The organism is Chlamydiales bacterium, from assembly GCA_016185065.1.
Classification (GTDB): domain Bacteria; phylum Chlamydiota; class Chlamydiia; order Chlamydiales; family Rhabdochlamydiaceae.
Window position 1 is genome coordinate 183,733 of sequence record JACPOL010000003.1, and the last position, 17,592, is coordinate 201,324.

Annotated in this window: 15 protein-coding genes; 10 read left to right on the forward strand and 5 right to left on the reverse strand. The window is 48.7% G+C overall.

What is annotated here, in order from left to right; genetic code table 11:
- Positions 1–3 precede the first annotated feature (3 nt).
- Positions 4–1,182 (forward strand): hypothetical protein, encoded by a 1,179-nt coding sequence (locus HYX48_01830; GenBank protein MBI2742639.1) that lies wholly within the window; start codon positions 4–6, stop codon positions 1,180–1,182.
- On the opposite strand, the gene HYX48_01835 is transcribed toward HYX48_01830, so the two are convergent.
- The gene (locus HYX48_01835; protein MBI2742640.1) at positions 1,179–2,480 is read right to left on the reverse strand and encodes a LysM peptidoglycan-binding domain-containing protein; all 1,302 of its coding nucleotides are present in this window, start codon (positions 2,478–2,480) and stop codon (positions 1,179–1,181) included. The genes HYX48_01830 and HYX48_01835 overlap by 4 nt on opposite strands.
- Positions 2,481–2,535: 55 nt before the next feature.
- Between HYX48_01835 and HYX48_01840 the strand changes: the two genes are divergently transcribed.
- From HYX48_01840 to HYX48_01850, 3 genes are all read left to right on the forward strand, one after another.
- The gene (locus HYX48_01840; protein ID MBI2742641.1) at positions 2,536–4,590 is read left to right on the forward strand and encodes a phenylalanine--tRNA ligase subunit beta; all 2,055 of its coding nucleotides are present in this window, start codon (positions 2,536–2,538) and stop codon (positions 4,588–4,590) included.
- A 208-nt stretch (positions 4,591–4,798) separates the two neighbouring features.
- Positions 4,799–5,794 (forward strand): toxin-antitoxin system YwqK family antitoxin, encoded by a 996-nt coding sequence (locus HYX48_01845; GenBank protein ID MBI2742642.1) that lies wholly within the window; start codon positions 4,799–4,801, stop codon positions 5,792–5,794.
- Entirely contained in the window at positions 5,791–6,282 is a 492-nt protein-coding gene (locus tag HYX48_01850) for a methylated-DNA--[protein]-cysteine S-methyltransferase (protein ID MBI2742643.1), read from the forward strand. The genes HYX48_01845 and HYX48_01850 overlap by 4 nt, the downstream gene beginning before the upstream one ends.
- Before the next feature lie 144 nt (positions 6,283–6,426).
- Here the strand turns inward: HYX48_01850 and HYX48_01855 are convergent, their stop codons facing one another.
- Positions 6,427–6,642, reverse strand: a complete 216-nt coding sequence (locus HYX48_01855; GenBank protein MBI2742644.1) for a hypothetical protein — start codon at positions 6,640–6,642, stop codon at positions 6,427–6,429.
- A gap of 80 nt (positions 6,643–6,722) precedes the next feature.
- Between HYX48_01855 and HYX48_01860 the strand changes: the two genes are divergently transcribed.
- The gene (locus tag HYX48_01860) at positions 6,723–6,902 is read left to right on the forward strand and encodes a hypothetical protein (GenBank protein MBI2742645.1); all 180 of its coding nucleotides are present in this window, start codon (positions 6,723–6,725) and stop codon (positions 6,900–6,902) included.
- Here the strand turns inward: HYX48_01860 and HYX48_01865 are convergent.
- Together HYX48_01865 and HYX48_01870 are read right to left on the reverse strand one after the other, a co-directional pair.
- Positions 6,875–9,502 (reverse strand): DEAD/DEAH box helicase, encoded by a 2,628-nt coding sequence (locus HYX48_01865; protein MBI2742646.1) that lies wholly within the window; start codon positions 9,500–9,502, stop codon positions 6,875–6,877. The genes HYX48_01860 and HYX48_01865 overlap by 28 nt on opposite strands.
- 6 nt (positions 9,503–9,508) lie before the next feature.
- The gene (locus HYX48_01870) at positions 9,509–10,486 is read right to left on the reverse strand and encodes a rhodanese-related sulfurtransferase (GenBank protein ID MBI2742647.1); all 978 of its coding nucleotides are present in this window, start codon (positions 10,484–10,486) and stop codon (positions 9,509–9,511) included.
- A 223-nt stretch (positions 10,487–10,709) separates the two neighbouring features.
- On the opposite strand from HYX48_01870, the gene HYX48_01875 reads away from it, so the two are divergent.
- The 5 genes from HYX48_01875 to HYX48_01895 all read left to right on the forward strand — a co-directional run bounded on the left by HYX48_01875 (position 10,710) and on the right by HYX48_01895 (position 16,722).
- Positions 10,710–11,648 (forward strand): hypothetical protein, encoded by a 939-nt coding sequence (locus HYX48_01875; GenBank protein MBI2742648.1) that lies wholly within the window; start codon positions 10,710–10,712, stop codon positions 11,646–11,648.
- Positions 11,649–11,718: 70 nt separating this feature from the next.
- Positions 11,719–12,123, forward strand: coding sequence for a hypothetical protein (locus HYX48_01880; GenBank protein ID MBI2742649.1), 405 nt, complete (start codon positions 11,719–11,721; stop codon positions 12,121–12,123).
- A gap of 131 nt (positions 12,124–12,254) precedes the next feature.
- Complete coding sequence (gene rpsD / locus HYX48_01885; GenBank protein ID MBI2742650.1) at positions 12,255–12,875, forward strand: 30S ribosomal protein S4; 621 nt, start codon at positions 12,255–12,257, stop codon at positions 12,873–12,875.
- Between the two features lie 168 nt (positions 12,876–13,043).
- The gene (locus tag HYX48_01890; GenBank protein MBI2742651.1) at positions 13,044–14,444 is read left to right on the forward strand and encodes a polysaccharide biosynthesis C-terminal domain-containing protein; all 1,401 of its coding nucleotides are present in this window, start codon (positions 13,044–13,046) and stop codon (positions 14,442–14,444) included.
- 82 nt (positions 14,445–14,526) lie between these two features.
- Complete coding sequence (locus tag HYX48_01895) at positions 14,527–16,722, forward strand: inverse autotransporter beta domain-containing protein (GenBank protein ID MBI2742652.1); 2,196 nt, start codon at positions 14,527–14,529, stop codon at positions 16,720–16,722.
- Between the two features lie 325 nt (positions 16,723–17,047).
- Here the strand turns inward: HYX48_01895 and HYX48_01900 are convergent, their stop codons facing one another.
- Entirely contained in the window at positions 17,048–17,440 is a 393-nt protein-coding gene (locus HYX48_01900; GenBank protein MBI2742653.1) for a hypothetical protein, read from the reverse strand.
- Positions 17,441–17,592 lie beyond the last annotated feature (152 nt).

A 17,592-nucleotide genomic window follows, 5' to 3' on the forward strand; every position in this document is an offset into this window, starting at 1 on the left:
CAAATGACAGCGACAATAGGTGGTTTCCGCATCAGAGATCCAGAAGGCCAATGTCTTGAAATGGATTTCGGGAGTCTTGATGAGGACAGCGGAATTGAGCTGGCCGAATGGCTAAAGAAAAATGATACTTTAACAGAACTCAGCATGACTGAAAATTATCTGGGTGTTGAAGTTGCAAAGGCTCTAGCGGACGCCCTTCTTGTGAACAAGACTCTGCAAAAACTAGATCTCTTTCTGAATATTTTTGAGGCGGAAGGAGCAAGAGCGCTTGCAAGACCTCTCTCAAAAAATTGCAGCCTTACCGATCTTAGTCTCGAAGGAAATTCTCTTGGAGATAAGGGAGCAAAAGCAGTGGCGAGAGGACTGGTAGGGAACTCTACCTTACTTAGGCTCAATCTCTCTGCGAACTCTCACACAGAGCCTTTGGGAGATGCAGGAGCTGAGGCACTGGCAGGAGCGCTGTTAAATAACCGCTTCTTGCGAAGGCTTGATCTCTCCAAAAATGTAATTCAAGCGCAAGGCGGAAGGGCTCTCTCCTTCATGTTAAAAGAGAATACGACGTTGCGACGCTTGGAGCTTCAAGATAACGAGCTAGGTGACAAGGGAGTCAAGCCGATCTGCGAGGTCCTAAAAAAGAGAAATCGCTCTCTCTTGCGCCTAGATATCGGACGGAACAATCTGACTGTTTCAATGGGTCTTTTAATGGCAACACTCTTGGATGAAAACCCAATATTAAGACAGCTCGGCATGAGCGGAAATCAACTGGGATATGAGGGAGTAAGACCTATAGCTCGCTCTTTAAGAGAGAGAAATTGCACCCTCCTGGTCCTTGAACTCTCTTTCACTGAACTCTGCGACAAATGCGCTCACAAGCTTTCAAAAATGTTGAAAGCAAACGGCAGACTTCAGCAACTCGATGTAAGAGAGAATGAAAAACTCACCGAACAGGGAGTCAAAGAGCTGACGCAAGCTCTTAAAAGAAACTACTCCATCATACAGCTCGACACAGATTACATCTCCGCAGATATGTACAATGCGATCGAGGTATTTACGGAGCGAAACAAGAAGCTGCTGGAAGAGAATATAAAAGCAGCAAAAGATGCTGGTGCTGGAGCAGGTGCTGCAGCCGAGGCTAAAGAGGAGAAAAAAGAGAAGCCGAAAGAGAAACCAAAGAAGGCTTAACGCTCTGGGATCTCTAAAACTCTGCCGACGCGAAGCTTCTCGGTTTCCAGGTGGTTAGCGCGTTTGATAGCGTCGACGCTGACGCGATATTTTCGCGCGATCTTCCAGAGGTTGTCCCCATTTGCAACTGTGTGCGTGCGCTTCTTCGAAGCTGCCTGCTTAGGCGCACTTGTAGCTTTTGTTTTTACAACAGCTGCAGGCAGCGCTTGGGCTGAGGCTTGAACGGGCTCCTCGATTGCGGCTGTAAGGACGGGCTCCGCAGGTGTAGGGAGAAAGTGGGGCGCGAACTTGCGAATGGTAGCAAGATGATCGTAGGGCTCTGGCACCGCTTCTGCTGTTGCAAGATAGAGGAGTCCTGCGGCTTTTTTCCAGACAGCATCGGAGCGCGGGCTTGTGATAAGCTCTCTAGAAAAGCGAGCGAGCGGCGGATAGTTTGCTGGGAGGAGATCAAAGAGAGTGAGCACCTGAGCATCGCTCATGCGCTTGCAGGCGAACTCGAGGTCGACTTCAAGAAAGAGCTTTGCTGCAATGATCGAGCGCTGATTTAAATATTCGAGAAGCAGTGTGCGGCGTCTTTCGATAGATAGATCTTGCGCGAGGCGCTGCTGATCTGTAAATGCGCTGAGAATATTCCAATCCCCTTGAGAGACCATCTCAACCAGCATCTCTTTTTCCATCTTAAGCCCGGTGCGAGTGAACAGGAGAAATGTGGTGTGGAAGTGCGGCGTGAGATAGAAGGCTTCAAGCAGGGTTGGGTCGCGAGGGAAGGTGGTGCGCTGGATCTCGAAAAAGAGGCCTTGCGGGGTGAAAGGCCACTTCTCGGTGCGCGCGTAGTGAAGAATAGCCTGGTACTGGAAGTCGGCGAGCCCAGGGTAGATGACGAGAGGGATCTGCTCCCCTCCCTGCGCATTTCGGAAAGGGATAAGGCGCTTCTGCAGCTCGAGGCCGCCTAGGGCGCGCTCGAGGTTAAAGTGGTGGAACGCGACGAGGCAAGCGAGCGAGAGGTCCCGCTTATTATATCCATCTTCTACGAGCTCTTTGTTATCTAAACGTAAAAGAAGATCTTGAAATGAGAGCATCGAGTAGGAGCGGAGGAGCTGCTCGTTGGTTACGGCGCTTGTGCTTCTCTCTTTTGAAGAGGGTCTAAGTTCGATCGGCACTGAGATCTCCCGGTCTTTTAAAACGAGGTAGACAAAAGTGCAGAGAAGTAGAATATTCAGGGCGCCACTAATAATTAGCAGCTGAGTGACTTTGCGGGTGCGCTCGATCAAAGGAGCTTCTAACGAACTTTTAGACATATGGGTCGATTTATGTTATATTCCCCACTTTACCAATTTGATCAATAAATGTGATATGAAACTACCATTATCTTGGCTCAAAGATTTCGTTGAAATCAATCTCTCTCTGGATGAGATCGCAGAAGCGCTCACAATGGGCGGTCTTGAAGTGGATAAGATCGAGGAGAAAAATGGGGATGTGCTTTTCGAGATCTCCCTCACTCCAAACTTAGGCCACTGCATGAGCGTTCTGGGAATCGCCCGCGAACTCTCAGCTTTGAAAGATCTGCCGCTGAAGGAGCCCTCTCTCTCTGTAAAAGAGGATCCCAAACAGAGCTTACAAGAGATGGTGTCGGTCGAAATTAAAGATGCAGAGCAGTGCAACCGCTACGCCTGCCGCCTAGTTACAAACGTGAAGGTGGGCCCTTCTCCTGCGTGGATGGTCAAACGACTTGAAGCTTCGGGGATCCGCAGCATCAATAACGTGGTAGACGTTACAAACTATGTCATGCTGGAGAGAGGCCAACCCCTCCATGCATTTGACTATGACAAGCTCTCCGGAAAAAAAATATTTATCACTTCTAAGTCTAGCAGCTCTGAACTTGTAACACTCGATGAGAAGAGCTACAAAATTCCCGAAGGCGTTCTCCTCATTGCAGACGAAAAGAAGCCGCTCGCTTTTGCAGGTGTGATGGGCGGGATGGACTCTAGCGTATCCGAGTCTACGCAGACCATCCTGCTTGAATCGGCCTACTTCACACCTCAGGCGGTGCGGAAATCGTGTAAGCAGCTGGGCCTGCGCACAGAGTCTTCACAGCGATTTGAAAAAGAGGTCGATTTTGCAGGGGTGCCAGCTGCATTAGACCGAGCAGCCTCTCTTCTTCAAGAGATCGCGCATGGAAATGTGGCGAAGGGGATGATCGATGTGGCCGCTGGAAAGCGGGAGCAAGCCCCTATCACCTGCCGGATGGCGCGCATCACAGAAATGCTGGGAATCCATCTGAGCCTTAGAGAGGTGGTGACCATTTTCAAGAAGCTCCAGATTAAAATTCTCCGCGAAAACCAGGACTCTATCGAGGTTCTCCCTCCAAGTTTTCGCAACGACTTGAAAATAGAGATCGACCTGATCGAAGAGGTCGCCCGCATCTACGGATATAAGAACATCCCCCCAAAAAGACCAAAACACGTCACATCGCCACTAGACTCCTCTCCGCTCTTTATCTTTGAGAGAGAGATGAGAGAGCGGCTTGTGGCTCAAGGCCTTCAAGAGTGCATGAGCTGCGACTTAATTAGCCCCTCTCTTGCGCAGCTCACTGCAGAGATCGCAGATCAGAATGCGCAGATCTCTGTGCTCCATCCAGCATCTGTAGATCAGTCTGTTCTGCGCACCTCGCTGCTTCCAGGCCTCCTCCAGATGACAAAACTCAACCTGGCTCACCAGACCAGAGAGATCTCGGCTTTTGAAATCGGAAGAATCCACTTCAAAGACAAGGGCCACTATAAAGAGCAGACAATGATTGGAATCCTCTGCTCCGGACCCTCTGCACCCCACCACTTCAATCCCAAGCCCCAAGAGTTTGACTTTTACGACCTGAAGGGAAAGATAGAGAGCCTCCTGCTTGGGCTAGGCATTGAAAATGTCATTTTCGAACAGTCTCACCTGCACAACTTCCATCCAGGCAGACAGGCGCGGATCCGCGTTGGCGATCTGACCATCGGAGCGCTCGGCGAGATCCATCCTGTGCGCCTAGCAGCCCTCGACATCGAACCTCGTGTCTACTTTGCTGAACTCAACCTTCACGAACTTTTGCACTTAAAACGAAAGGAGTGGAAGGTTCAGAATCTCTCCCTCTTTCCTGGATCCGAGAGAGATTGGACCATGACGGTGAAGGAGGAGGCGTCGATTGGCCACCTCCTAAAACTCATTAACGAAATAAGCTCTCCTTATTTAGAAAAAGTACAGCTTCTTGGTATCTACCGCGATGCGCGTCTTGGAAAAGAGAAGAAAAATGTTTCTTTTAGATTCTATTATCGAGATAAAGAAAAAACTCTTTCATTTGAGGCTGTTGAAGGCGAACATACAAAAATTTCACAAGAAGTAGCCAAAAAGTTAGAGCTTCTATTAGACTGAAATTACACGGAAAAATAAAAAACACCCTCCTCGAGGTCTCTTATGAACCCATCCGCAAATTCTAAATTTTCGCCTTTCGCGCCTTTTCCGTCATATTTTCGTGCTGCTTCTTGGTCTACTTATTTAAGTATGTCCTGCGAATCAGCGCAAAAATCTGACGAAAAATCCATCAAAATTCAAAAACTTATAATTCGCGGATAGGTTCACTATGAAAATGAAGTTTTACTCTCTCTTCGGAGCTCTAGCACTCGTCACATGCAGCTGTAACAATCAGAAGCAGGACGATCAGGTCATCTCTCAGCGTCACATCCACAAGTATGGCTATGCTGTTTCTGCCGATGAGTGGAACATGAACAACTATCCTGGCCAGGTAATCACCGCACTGCGCAGTGGCGTAACCATCACCTCAAGCTATGAAAATGGCGTCCTCCACGGCCCTTGCACACGCACCTTCCCTAACAGCCAGATCGTCGAATCCTACACTCTTTACAATCAGGGCACACCGGTTAAAGAGGTCAGCTACGACAACAAAGCGATGCCGGTTCGCGAGCGCATCCAGCTCTCTCCAACACGCCACGCTCTCACTCTCTGGTATGACAGCGGGACCCCTCTCAGCGTGGAAGAGTATGCCAATGACGAGCTTCTTGAAGGTCAATATTTCACCATACACAATGAGATTGAAGCGCGCGTCGAAAAAGGCCACGGAAAACGCGTCATCCGCGATCAGCACGGGCTTCTCTTAGCACGTGAAGAGATCAAACAGGGCTTTGTAGCTAAGAAAGAGACCTTCTATGCGAGCGGAACACCTGAAACAGTCTCCTACTACGTTCGTGGAAAGCTGCATGGCGAGAGAAGCACATTCCTCGAAACAGGTGAGCCTCTCACAATTGAAGAGTGGGTTGCTGGAAATCTCCATGGAAAATCGACCTACTTTAAAAATGGGACTCGCATCGCTGAAGTCTCCTACCTCAATGGCCTAAGAAACGGCGTTGAGACTCAGTATCTCGATGGAGAGAAGATCTCTCAGCAGATCTTCTGGGAAAACGACAGAAAGCATGGCATTGCTACCTACTTCGTTGATGGTGAGCCACAGTTCGAGCACTACTATGCTGGAGAGCTGGTCTCTAAAAAACAGTATGATGAGCAGATGCGCATGGATGAGATGATCTCACAGATCTCTCCTGAGCTCCGCGTCAACAGATGAGATCTTCGACTGAGAGAGGCTTCCCCTGCGGCCTCTCTATTCATATTCAAGTCTCTTGCTCAGAGCAGGAGATTGAGAGCGTACGCATCACCCACTCTGCAGCTCGTGGCAGCCTCGTTTGTGAGGTTCTGCATCCTGCAAAAAATTCCCCTCTCATTGCTCAGATCTTTTCATGGGTTGAGAGCTACGCATCTAAGCGCCCTTCAAAAGAAAAACTCCCACTGAAACTGCCGGAAGCCGGCCCCTTTTCACTGCGCACCCTCAAAGAGATTGAAAGAATTCCGTTTGGAAAGCAGAAAAGCTACCGAGAAGTCGCCGAGAAGGTGGGAAGCCCGCGAGCTGCCCGCGCTGTTGGAAATGCCTGCCACGGAAATCCCACTCCCCTCTTCATCCCCTGCCACCGCGTAGTAAAGTCGGATGGATCGCTCGGCGGATTCGCCTTGGACATCAAACTCAAAGAGATGCTCCTCTCCTTCGAAAGGAATTAAAAAAAGATCGGGCACGCACACGGGCACGTTTAAGAAGGGAAAGAGGGGAAAGGGTCGCGAAAAAAAGAAGGAAAGGTCAACAAATCTTTGAGCGTTCCGGATTTTCGTGAACGTGCCCGTGTGCGTGCCCGCGCCCGATCTTTCTTATTTGAGTTCGGAGGAGGAAGAGTCCTCTTCGAGGATTAGCTGCTCTTGAGCGACTGAAGCGTCTTTCGATCCTTCAATGAGAGAGCTCTCCTCCTCATCTTCCAGAAGAGCCATCCTCTCGATTGCGCTTGGATCCTCCTCTTTCTTCTCTTCACATCCGCATAAGAGAATCGAAAGTGCTGCAAGAACGGAGGCGTATCGTTTCATAGTCATACCCTGACTTTAAACATTTACATATTTTTTTTGAAAGAGGTCTATTGCCAAATTCGGAGAGATGGGATATCAGGAGGCTTATGAGCAAAGAAGAAATGTTAAGACGTATCTCCGAGCTGGAATCCCTGAATGATCAGCTCATGTCTGAACTCCGCTACTTGGATCGCCTTTTAAAGAAGGTGGGATTTGAAGAGGGGCTTCAGACACTCAAGTATGCTGCTGAGGAGATGATTCAAGAAGACGGCGAGAGCATGGCATAGAGCTCATCTAATTCAAGCTGAGCGGTTTCAACTTCAGATTCAGACTCTAAAAGACTTGCAGCAAGTGCACTCTTCTGCTTCTTGAGTGCAACCATCTTCTCTTCGATCGTCTCCACTGTCACATACCTCTTGGCAACGACCTGAGACTTCCGGCCCAATCTATGAGCGCGGTCGATCGCCTGCTCCTCTTGGGCATCGTTCCACCAGGGATCGTAGAGAATCACCGTGTCGGCAGCGGTGAGATTGAGCCCTACACCACCCGCCTTTAAACTGATAAAGAAGAGCAGCTGCTCTGGATCCTCTTGGAATCTCCTAACAGGCGTCTCGCGATCGCTTGTAGAGCCGTCGAGGTGGAGATAGGCCCATCCCCTCTCCCTAACTCTCGACTCCATCAGCTGCAGCATCTGGGTAAACTGGCTGTAGATCAGCACCTTTCGCTTCTCTTGAACTGCTTCTTCGAGATCGGCCATCAGCTGCTCAAACTTACCGCACTCTCCCTGGTACTCTGGATCGACGAGAAGAGGATGAGCTGCGATCTGCCGAAGACGCAAAATAGCCTCTAGGATCTCCATTCGATGCGCTTTTGAACCATCTACTGCGATCTTTTGCAGAAGACCGAGCCGCTGCTTGGCTGCCCATCCATTGTATAGAGCCTTCTGCTCTGCGGGCATATCGATCCAGACCTGCTGGTAGATCTTCGGAGGAAGATCTTTTGCCACCTCCTCCTTGCGACGTCGAAGAATATAGGGCTTTAGGCTTCTCTTCACTTTTGCTGGCACGCGCGTCAGGCTCTCTGTGAAGATCTGGCGTGTGCCTAGCAGCTCCGGCATCAGAAAGTAGAAGAGAGACCAGAGCTCCTCCCAGCGGTTTTCAATTGGCGTGCCCGTGATGGCAAGACGAAAGGGAGCCTTTAGTTGAAAAGCCTGCCGCGCCGTCTGACTATCCGGATTTTTAATCTGCTGAGCCTCATCGAGCACGATGCAGGTGCAGGAGAGTCTCTGGAGGAGCTCTCCATCCAGACGCAGGATCGCGTAAGAGGTGAGAATGACCGAGTAACTCTCTAGTTTTTCCAGATCTTTTGCGCGTTCTCCTCCAGAGTGAACATAAACTGTAGTCTCTGGCAGAAACTTTTCTATCTCGCGCTTCCAGTTGAAGAGAAGAGATGTCGGCACCACGATGAGCACACGAAAAGGGGCGGCGAGCGTGGAGAGAAGCGCAATCACCTGAACCGTCTTGCCAAGTCCCATCTCATCCGCTAAGAGCCCAGAAAAACCCTGTGTAAAGAGAGATGAGAGCCACTTGAGCCCCTCCTGCTGGTAGGGATAGAGAATTCCAATGAAGCCGCTGCCAGGAGCTGAAACGCCCTCACTTCTCGCAATTAGAAAATCAGCACTTTTTTCTACTGAAGGGTGATCTAGGAGTGGCTCGAGAAGGCCTACGCGGCTTTTTTTAATGTGAATGCCCTCGGAGGTGATCTCCTCTGTTAAAAGATCGCCACAGAGAGTTTCGATGGGAGCGCGATCGATGAGCCCTACTGTCTGCTCTGAGAGCGCGAGAAAGGAGTCTCTCCGCAAGAGAGGCTTTAACGCCTCTTCCAAATTTATCTTCTCCTCTCCGAAAGAGAGGCGCCCACGGACTACCACCTCTTCGCGTCTCTCTTCGAGAAAAAGCGAAAGATCGGTCTGCTTCACAAGTCTGCGCCCTTGAACATCCAGAACCTTCCAGCCGAGATCGAGAAGAAACGACAAGCTCTCGCTCATCTTATCTAGCGGGCAGTAGTAGTGGGAGTTTGCCATCAGCTTCTGCTTAAAGCCCGTTTCAAGCAGATCCTTTTCCCAGCTCTGTTCAAGAGACCTCTTTCTCCAGGCTTTGGCAGGCTCATGCGCTGCTACCTTCCCTTGAGCTGGATAGTCGAACCAGAGATCGGCAAAGCCTCCGCTTCTATCTTTTAAAACCAGAAATGGAAGCGCTTCAAAAGAGTAGTCAACTGGGGGCTCATTCTTCCAGATCAGCTCGATCTCCTCCCCTTCGACCTCTTCTATGAATTTCTCCTTCTCTTCTCCTCTGAGCAGAGAGGGCTCTGGATAGATGAGTTTTAGCCAGCGGCTCTCAATCTTCTGCTGAAAAAATTGCAGAACACCATCGGATATAAACCAGTCTGAAAAGAGGAGCTCGCATGCCGAAGCCAGCTTCTCCTTTCCTGCCACCAGAACGACCCCCTCAACTTTTAACGCTCCATCTCCTTCAAAAGAGAGAGAGAGGCGCAGGCGCGCTGGCGAGAAGGGATCGACGAAGAGCCTCTTCCCCTTCCAGATAAGCGCCCCTGCGGACGCGAGAAGTTTGAGTGCAGAGCTTATCTGATCTCGAGGAAGTAGAATCTCATTTAATCCCGTTGTAGAGGCTTGTGAACTTGAAGAGAGAATTCCTACGCTCTTGAACTTTGCCGCAGCAAGAAAGAGGATCGCTTCGCGCCCGCGCTCCTTTGCAAGAGCAAGCAGCGTGTCGCGGTAGAGAATCCGTTTAGGCCCGCCATCGCTGATCTTTATCAGGAGAGAATCCGGCTTTGCTTTAAGCTCCAGCGTAAAAGTGAGAGCCGACATCAGAGCCTACTCTTTTGAATTGGAAGTCGCGTAGTGGTGTGCTCTGCGGAATGGCTTCGGATGATCTCCCTTCTCGAAAGGACGAAGGCGCGGAGACTCTGAACACTCCTGAGAGCAGCACCCCTTTAACTTCTCTGAACACTCTGGACAGGAGATGAAGAGCTCGTTGCAATCCATGTTTGCGCAGTTGTAGTAGACATCTGTAAGAGCGTCGCACTTGTGGCAGTGGCTAATCACCTCGGCCTTCTCATTCTCGTTTAAAGGAACTGCTAGGCGATCGTCGAAGACAAAGAGCTTTCCTTTCCAGTGCTTCTGACCCTCTTGCAACCCGTACTTGATGACTCCTCCATCGAGCTGATAGACCTTGGAGAAGCCCTCCTCCTTGAGTAGTGCAGAGTAGAGTTCGCAGCGTATTCCCCCCGTGCAGTACATCATCACCTTCGTCTCTTCGGTAGAGTGGGTCTCTTTTAGCCTTTTTGCGAATTCCGGAAATTGTCTGAAGGTCTCCAGCTTTGGAAGCTCAGCTCCTTCAAAATGCCCCACCTTCCACTCGTAGTCGTTGCGCACATCCAGGATGAGCGTCTTCTCGTCTCGCTCTTCTAACATCTTCTTCCACCTTTCAGCAGAGATGTGCTCTCCCCCATCTTCCGGACGCACATGCTTATCCATTGCGACAAGCTGCTGGCGCACCTTCACCGTCATTCTGGGAAAGGCGTGCTCGTGGTAGTGGTGAATTTTAAATTCAATCCCTGCAAAACGCGGATCCGCTCGCATCCACTGCATGTAGGCCTCCGCAGCTTCAATGGAGGCGCTCATCTGGCCGTTGATCCCCTCTTTGGAGATGTAGATGCGGCCCCTTGCATCATACTCATTTCGAGGAGCTCCCTCCCCTTCTCCACGGAAAAAGGCGTGGTGGCGGAGAACTTCTGCTGCAGGGTCTTCAATAGGTGTAAATTTGTAGTAGGCGAGGACAAAGTAGTTCATGGGTCACCTCATTTTAGAAAGAGAGAGTATCTTAAAGAGAAGAAAAATTAAAACAAATATACCGCATAGATTCCATTTTAAAATCGCTAATATCATTATAAAATCAATTACAATTTAATAATTAAACAATAAAAAATGAGAATAAAAATTAAAAATATGTTTTCTTAAATGCTCAATATAGGATAAACTCTTCAGAGTTTTGTAACAAAAAACGGAGATTATTATGTCAGGGATTAGCCGAGAATTTAGATCTGTGGGTTCGTGCCTCACTTCAGCAAGCACCTACTTGGGCGTATACATCACAAGTGAGCGCAATAAGAGACCAGCTCCTACAGAGCAGCCTCGCCAAAGACCAGCATTAAGAGAACAACAAAGTCAGCAGCAGCAACCAAGACCTTTTAGCCGCGAGAGATTAAATCTTGAAGACCAATCCAGAGCTGCTGGAAGCAGCCACTCCAGATCTTCTTCTGCCTCCGGCTCAGCCGCAGCAGCAGCCGCTGGTTCCTCTTCTAGCATGTACACATCTACTGGTCAAAGACTCTCATCATCTGCAGCATCCTTACCATCCTTTCCTAGAGCAAGCGGAAGTGGTGCAGGCGCTGGAGCTGCAGCTTCTTCGATGATATCACCCGATATGTATGCACAGAGCGACCGTCCATCATATGATGAAGATGGTGACGGTCCATTAATGGAAAGTGGAGAATATTCACCACCTCTACGAGCTCGTGCTCGTGAAGAAGTGCCTGTGGCAATGCGAGTAGATGATAGCGTGGGCTGGGATCGCCGCGTGATCGGCTCTCTCAGCTACGCAGCTGTTGCCATTCTCTCTGTTATTGAGACACTCTTCCGCACGTTCATCACAATGATCCTGTTCGTGCCGGCTGCACTTGCAAGCTTCGAGCGAGGCACTAACCCTACAGCGCTCTACCAAGCGTCGGTTAGAGGAACTTTTCTCACAGCTGAAAACTGCATTACTTGCCTCGTAGGTACAGTGGTGAGCTTCTCCTCTGAGAGATTTCAGTACGACAACATTATTCCTTCTTTTGATGACCGCATGCCTATCTGGGAAGTCGTGCACATGCTAGTACTCGGAAGGGGGCATGGTGGTATGGATGAGCCAGCTTACGGAGTGTCAGATTACCGCCCCGGGCAGTACGAATAAGCTGAAGTAGTTTTTTATAAACCTATCCAGATTCTTTCTGGATAGGTTTTTGTAATTTTAAGAGGATTTAATGGTATCTAAAATCGATCCACCCGATTCTTTTGTCCAGGCATTTAACGACTTCTACACTGCGGAAGTCTCTCTTTCGGCTTTTCTAACGGTGTGCGTAATCGACTATCGAGCGGATTCAGACAATCTAAGTCATAAAGTAGTTGCAGGCTTCTCTTTTCCAATACTTGCCCTCCTCGCACTCATTGAAGGTGTTGTCAGGGCGGTTTTTGCACTCATGCTCTCTCCACTCTCCTGTTGTGATATGGCTCCTGATTTTAGAGAGGACATGGAAATTGGCTCTCTCGTCTCGTTAAAAACTTCTTTTAACTGCATTCTCGCCTCGATCCTCAACATCTGGGTGGAAACCATCGAGGATGACGATCTCTGTCCTTGCGAATTCACCGATTCAGGATTTACCGTCTAAGCGACCGTTAACGTAACAGCCTCTAATTTTTTCTTTCATCCAAGCTGAGCGGTATTTCTCTTGTGTAAAAAATATCGGCTATCTTAGCATGGACGCCACTCTTAGACCTATCTAGCATATTAGGAGAAACAATGGCTCGATATACAGGTCCTCGCAATCGTATTGCAAGGCGTTTTGGCGTAAACATCTTTGGACGTGCGCGCAACCCTCTTCTTCACAAAGCAAGCCCTCCAGGAATGCATGGCGCAAAGCGAAAGAAGAAGTCTGACTTTGGCGTTCAGCTCGACGAGCAGCAGAAGCTCAGAGCAGCCTATGGCCTTCTAAGCCGTAAGCAGCTCCTCCGCTACTACCAAGAGGCTCTCCGCTCACCGATCAACACGACTGAGCTGTTCCTACAGAGCTTGGAGTGCCGCCTAGACACGATCGTCTACCGCTTAAAGCTCGCTCCTACTATTTTCGCTGCTCAGCAGCTCGTCTCTCACGGACACATCCTTGTAAACGGCAAGAAGGTCGACCGCAGAGCATTCAACGTACGCCCTGGCATGGTGATCTCTGTTAAGCCGAAGTCTCAGCAGCTCGCTCTTGTAAAGCAAGCGATGGAGAGCGGTGCAAATAGCGTGCCTGAGTATCTCTCTGTAGATCCAACGAAGTTCTCTGGCGAGCTCCTGGTTGTTCCAGGATCCGATCAGGTTCCGCTTCCTCTTCCGATCAACATTCCTATGGTCTGCGAGTTCTTAGCTTACACAGGCTAACCTCTTTTAAGATCTAACCGATTACGGGCAGCACTAAGTGCTGCCCGTTTCTTTTTTCCCAGAAACACCGCGCTCTTAAAAATTTTTCTTTTCTTATGAAAAAAAAAATGGCAGACTCTCTCCATTGAGATTTTTGCACCTCATTATCTGGAGCTAGGATAATCCTCGATGTCGTCATCTGACCTGATTGAACAGAACCTGCCCTCTTTGACGAAATATCCAACTGCTAGCGTTAGAGAACTATTTAGACTCTCAGTTCCTCTCATCTTTGTTCTTCTGTCCGGCTGCTTAATGAATTTCTGCGACAGGCTCTTTCTCGCACACTCCTCATTTGAAGCATTTGAAGGCTGCGTGAGCGCAGCTTATCTCTGCACTCTTTTCCAGGTTCCCTGCGCGCGCATCAGCAGCATGACGCAGATCTTTGTCGGCTTCCACAAGGGGGCAAAAAACTCTCTTCTGATTGGTGAGTGCGTCTGGCAGATGATCTGGTTCTCGCTCCTTTCAATGGTCATCACCTTTCCATTAAGCCGCTTTGCAGGGCCTTTCTTTCTGGGAGGCACTTCAATTGAGACTCCAGCTCTCACCTACTTCCAGTGTCTGATGTTTGTTAACTTCCTCTTTCCTCTGGGCGCAGCACTCGCCTCTTTTTACATCGCAGAGGGAAAGACCAAAGCTCTATTTTTGGCAACGATCTCCGCCCAGATAATCAATGTCGCTCTCGACTATCTTCTAATCTTTGGAGTAGAGGGCGTTCTTCCGCCACAAGGGATTTTGGGCGCAGCAATTGCCACTGGAATTGCCCAAGGCTCTTTCTGCACCGTTCTCTTCATTATCTTTCTCCAAAAGCGCCATCGCGAAAAGTATGGGACCGATAAGTACTCGTTCAGATGGAAGCCCTTCTGGCACTACGTTCAAGTGGGCATTCCGCGTGCAATCAGCCGAATCATCATCCTCACAGCATGGGCCGCCACTGTGCGCCTTGTGACACTCAAAAGCGGCGATTTTCTGGTGGTGCTTTCGGTGGGAGGGACTCTCTTCCTCCTCTTCGCATTCATCAATGAGGGGATGGCTCAGGCGATCATGACGATCGCTTCTAGGTTGATCGGTGCAAGAGAGTATATCACGATTCAGAAGCTAAGGCGTTCGGCTTTTGCTCTACTCGCCCTTTTCATGTCGGTTCTCACAATTCCGTTTCTTCTCTTCCCACAGCTTCTTCTCTCTTTCTTTTTTACAGATACCCCATCCCCAGAAACTCTAGCTCTTCTCCAGCGCTCCTGCCTCTGGATCTGGGTTCTTCTTCTCTGCAATGGAATCAACGCGATCGGCTTCAGCCTGATCTCTGCTGCTTGCAATACAGTATTTCACATGATGGCAAGCTGCCTGGTCTGGCTGACATCCTACCTTCCCGTTTACCTCGCATTTCAATTGGGAAACTGGTCTCCGGATCTCTTCTGGCTCATCATCGCATTTGATGCGCTTGCAACTGGCCTTGTTTTCCACTGGAAGGCGAGCAAAAACAACATGGAGCACACCTCATTCGAGAAGTGCCACCTCAACCTCCTCCTCTAATCAGAGAAGGTTCTTTAAAAACTTGTTTTCTTATAAATTTTTCATTTAAAGTCAAATTTTTCCTTTTAAAAAGGACCATCGTATGCTTCACCGAGCTGCTCTTTGCTCTCTTTTTTTAGGTAGCTTCTATGCCCACGAGCTCTTTGGAGCAATCGAAGATGCGGCTACCCCTCAGGAAAACCTCTCCACTTCTGACAATGACTCGTACGCCGAGCATGCCAATATGCGAATTACTGGAGCAAGGAGCGGAGGATACCTCTTTGCTCTCACCCCCAAAGATATTGCTACAAATCAACAGTCACACCCTGCCGGAACAATGCTTCCGAAAAAAAGACCCCAGGAGACTACCTCCTCTTGTGGAGATAGCCCCCGGCCAATGCGTGTTACTATGAGGCATATTGAAGCAAATGGCGTGGGGTACAATCAGGGCTACACCACTCTGGAGGGTTTTTTCGCTCCTCTAACCCTTTGGAAAGACACTTGGGTGCCTTTTCTAGATTTGCGCGGGCATCTATTCAACAGCGGCAAGCCCGCCGCTAATGCCGGCATTGGAGTGCGTTATCTGGCTACTTCGCGCATTTGGGGAGTGAACGCTTATTACGATTACCGCAAAACCAATCGCCACCACTACAATCAAGTCTCTCTGGGACTCGAGTCCCTTGGAAAAATTTGGGACTTTCGCATTAACGGATACCTTCCTGTTGGAGATAAAAAAAGCTCTTTTTTCAATGCGAAATTCGATGAGTTTGACGGCCATTATATGATATTAGCGGGCAAACGAGAGTTTGCTATGAAAGGTGCCAATGCGGAGATTGGAGCTCATGTAAATAACTCTAAAAATGCACCTCTCTATATTGCTGCAGGCCCTTACTATTTAGAAGGTCAAGGGAGAGCAGCATGGGGCGGGCAAGCGCGCATCGCTTTAGATGTTTTTGACTATGTGAGACTGGAAGGAAATACCTCTTACGATAACGTTTTCAAATGGATTGGGCAAGGCCAGCTGAGCCTCATCATTCCCTTTGGAGGAAAAAGAGAGATCAAACAGAGAAGAGGAAACTCCTGTAGCATGGAACTCACGTTGAGTAGAAGAGCTCTGCAGCGGGTAGATCGCAATGAAATCATCCCAGTCGATAAACGACATAGGAAGGAAAAAGCCATCAATCCTGCCACAGGTCGACCCTACTTCTTCTGGTTTGTCGATAACACCAGCCACTCGGCTGGCACATTTGAATCGCCTTTCAACACTCTCGTCGCTGCACAAAACGCCTCTTTTTCCAATGATGTAATCTATGTATTTCCAGGTGATGGGACCTCTACTGGAATGAGTGCAGGAATCACACTCAAGAACGCACAGAGACTTTTTGGAGCGGGAATTGACCAGCACCTATCCACTACTGCAGGAGAGATCACGATTCCTGCCCAGGCAAGTGGCACCCCTCAAATCACAAATTTAACGTCTCCTGTAATTGCCTGCGCCAACAATAATGAAATTTCTGGACTCCATGTCCTTGGAACAAACATCTTAGAGGTGATCTCATGCACTGGAGTTACCAATACATCTATTCATAATAACACCCTTGATTTGACCTTGAGTGTTGCGTTACAGGGATCTTCGATCGTAGGTTTAAAGACGACAGGAGGTCAGATTTCAATCGTAGACAATACCTTTAATATCACAAATCCTCATGTTAGTGGGGGTTTTTCTTGCGATGGAATTCGCCTCTTTTCCACAGCTTCCAATGCAACTTACCTTTTTGCAAATAACCAGTTCATTAGTCCCGTCTCACAGCAGTTTACGACTGGAATCGAATTTGGCGACCCTACAAATATCCCGCTTGGAGACTTCAATTCTATCACGATTTCAAACAACGGATTCTTTAATATTGGGTCTGCTGGTGTGGGAAGAGCTATAGCAGGATTTGGCTTCGGAGGCACTGGAGCAATTCTCATCGATCAGAACACGTTTTCGCATACAGATGGAAGTATAGCTACAACTGGTATAGCCCTTCTTCGAATTAGAGCTGGAGGCAATCTCACTGCAACCATCACAAATAATCTGTGGGAAAACTCAGAAAGTCTTACAAGACCCTCTCTTAAAGTAATCAATCAAACTTCCACCTCCTCCTCATGCGTGACTCTAAAAAACAACACAAGTGACGTGACTTCGAATGCTTATGTGCTTGATAATAGTTTTGGAGGAACAATGAGGGCTGACATCAGTGGCAACGTGGGAACAGTTCAAGAAATTACAGTGACATCGCATGGCTCATGCCCTTAAAAAGCTGACATCCTACCTTCCCGTTTATCTCGCATTTAAAGAACTCCTTCCCAACAGAGTGTCTGCATTTGCAGACACTCTCTAAAGAAAGGAGTTCTATAAAGCGCAAAAGGCGACCAGCGGGATTTTTGCAATTACCTCTGGAGTGCGGTGCTCTGCGCCGCCCTGGTTTCTTCTCGAATCAAATTATCTGTGAGATCGTAAAAAATTAAGGCGGTGCAAAGCACCGCACTCCAGGGATTTCGCTTCGCTCAATCAAAGAAAGAATAAGCTCTTCCCCGTAAACTGACTCCTGCCGTTTAGGCAGGAGTCCAGATTGAACAGATTAGTTCATTGAAAAGATTGGCGCTCTCAGAACTCGATATGGTCTGCATAACTCCGGTGCGGTGTGGATAGCTACCGGAACGAGGTCTTCAATACGCTCGCGGATGCAGCTTCCACCATTGCGGTAGATCCATCCGTTTGCGGAAAGCTCGATTCTGATCTGCTTATGATGAATTGTTCCATCGGCTTCTACGTAGGAAAGGAAGTAGTGATACATATCCTTACCAGGACGGAAAACAAAAGTAAAAGGAGCTTCATTGAGCAGCATCCTTTCGCTTCCTACTTCGTCGATCTTTTCATTCCAAGCAGCGTGCTGCTTGATCTCTGCTACTTTTTGCGATACCCATGTCATCTCAGAAAGAGATAAAGAACTTCTATTTAGAGCTCCAGACATTGATAACCTCCTATATAAGGTCATTCTCTACTCACAATTATTCCTCTGGCTTGCCCAGAGGTTCTCAACAAAGCGCACGTTCTGTTTTGTGCGGCGGTTCATCGAGAATCGGGAAGGATTATGTAATAAAAAAATATTAAGGCAAGAAAAAT

What these genes read in the sequence shown, in the direction of transcription:
- HYX48_01900 (MBI2742653.1), bottom strand. Translation starts at nt 17,440, where the DNA reads ATGTCTGGAGCTCTAAATAGAAGTTCTTTATCTCTTTCTGAGATGACA.
- HYX48_01895 (MBI2742652.1), top strand. Translation starts at nt 14,527, where the DNA reads ATGCTTCACCGAGCTGCTCTTTGCTCTCTTTTTTTAGGTAGCTTCTAT.
- HYX48_01875 (MBI2742648.1), top strand. Translation starts at nt 10,710, where the DNA reads ATGTCAGGGATTAGCCGAGAATTTAGATCTGTGGGTTCGTGCCTCACT.
- HYX48_01855 (MBI2742644.1), bottom strand. Translation starts at nt 6,642, where the DNA reads ATGACTATGAAACGATACGCCTCCGTTCTTGCAGCACTTTCGATTCTC.
- HYX48_01840 (MBI2742641.1), top strand. Translation starts at nt 2,536, where the DNA reads ATGAAACTACCATTATCTTGGCTCAAAGATTTCGTTGAAATCAATCTC.
- HYX48_01850 (MBI2742643.1), top strand. Translation starts at nt 5,791, where the DNA reads ATGAGATCTTCGACTGAGAGAGGCTTCCCCTGCGGCCTCTCTATTCAT.
- HYX48_01870 (MBI2742647.1), bottom strand. Translation starts at nt 10,486, where the DNA reads ATGAACTACTTTGTCCTCGCCTACTACAAATTTACACCTATTGAAGAC.
- HYX48_01890 (MBI2742651.1), top strand. Translation starts at nt 13,044, where the DNA reads ATGTCGTCATCTGACCTGATTGAACAGAACCTGCCCTCTTTGACGAAA.
- HYX48_01830 (MBI2742639.1), top strand. Translation starts at nt 4, where the DNA reads ATGACAGCGACAATAGGTGGTTTCCGCATCAGAGATCCAGAAGGCCAA.
- HYX48_01845 (MBI2742642.1), top strand. Translation starts at nt 4,799, where the DNA reads ATGAAAATGAAGTTTTACTCTCTCTTCGGAGCTCTAGCACTCGTCACA.
- HYX48_01860 (MBI2742645.1), top strand. Translation starts at nt 6,723, where the DNA reads ATGAGCAAAGAAGAAATGTTAAGACGTATCTCCGAGCTGGAATCCCTG.
- HYX48_01880 (MBI2742649.1), top strand. Translation starts at nt 11,719, where the DNA reads ATGGTATCTAAAATCGATCCACCCGATTCTTTTGTCCAGGCATTTAAC.
- HYX48_01835 (MBI2742640.1), bottom strand. Translation starts at nt 2,480, where the DNA reads ATGTCTAAAAGTTCGTTAGAAGCTCCTTTGATCGAGCGCACCCGCAAA.
- rpsD (MBI2742650.1), top strand. Translation starts at nt 12,255, where the DNA reads ATGGCTCGATATACAGGTCCTCGCAATCGTATTGCAAGGCGTTTTGGC.
- HYX48_01865 (MBI2742646.1), bottom strand. Translation starts at nt 9,502, where the DNA reads ATGTCGGCTCTCACTTTTACGCTGGAGCTTAAAGCAAAGCCGGATTCT.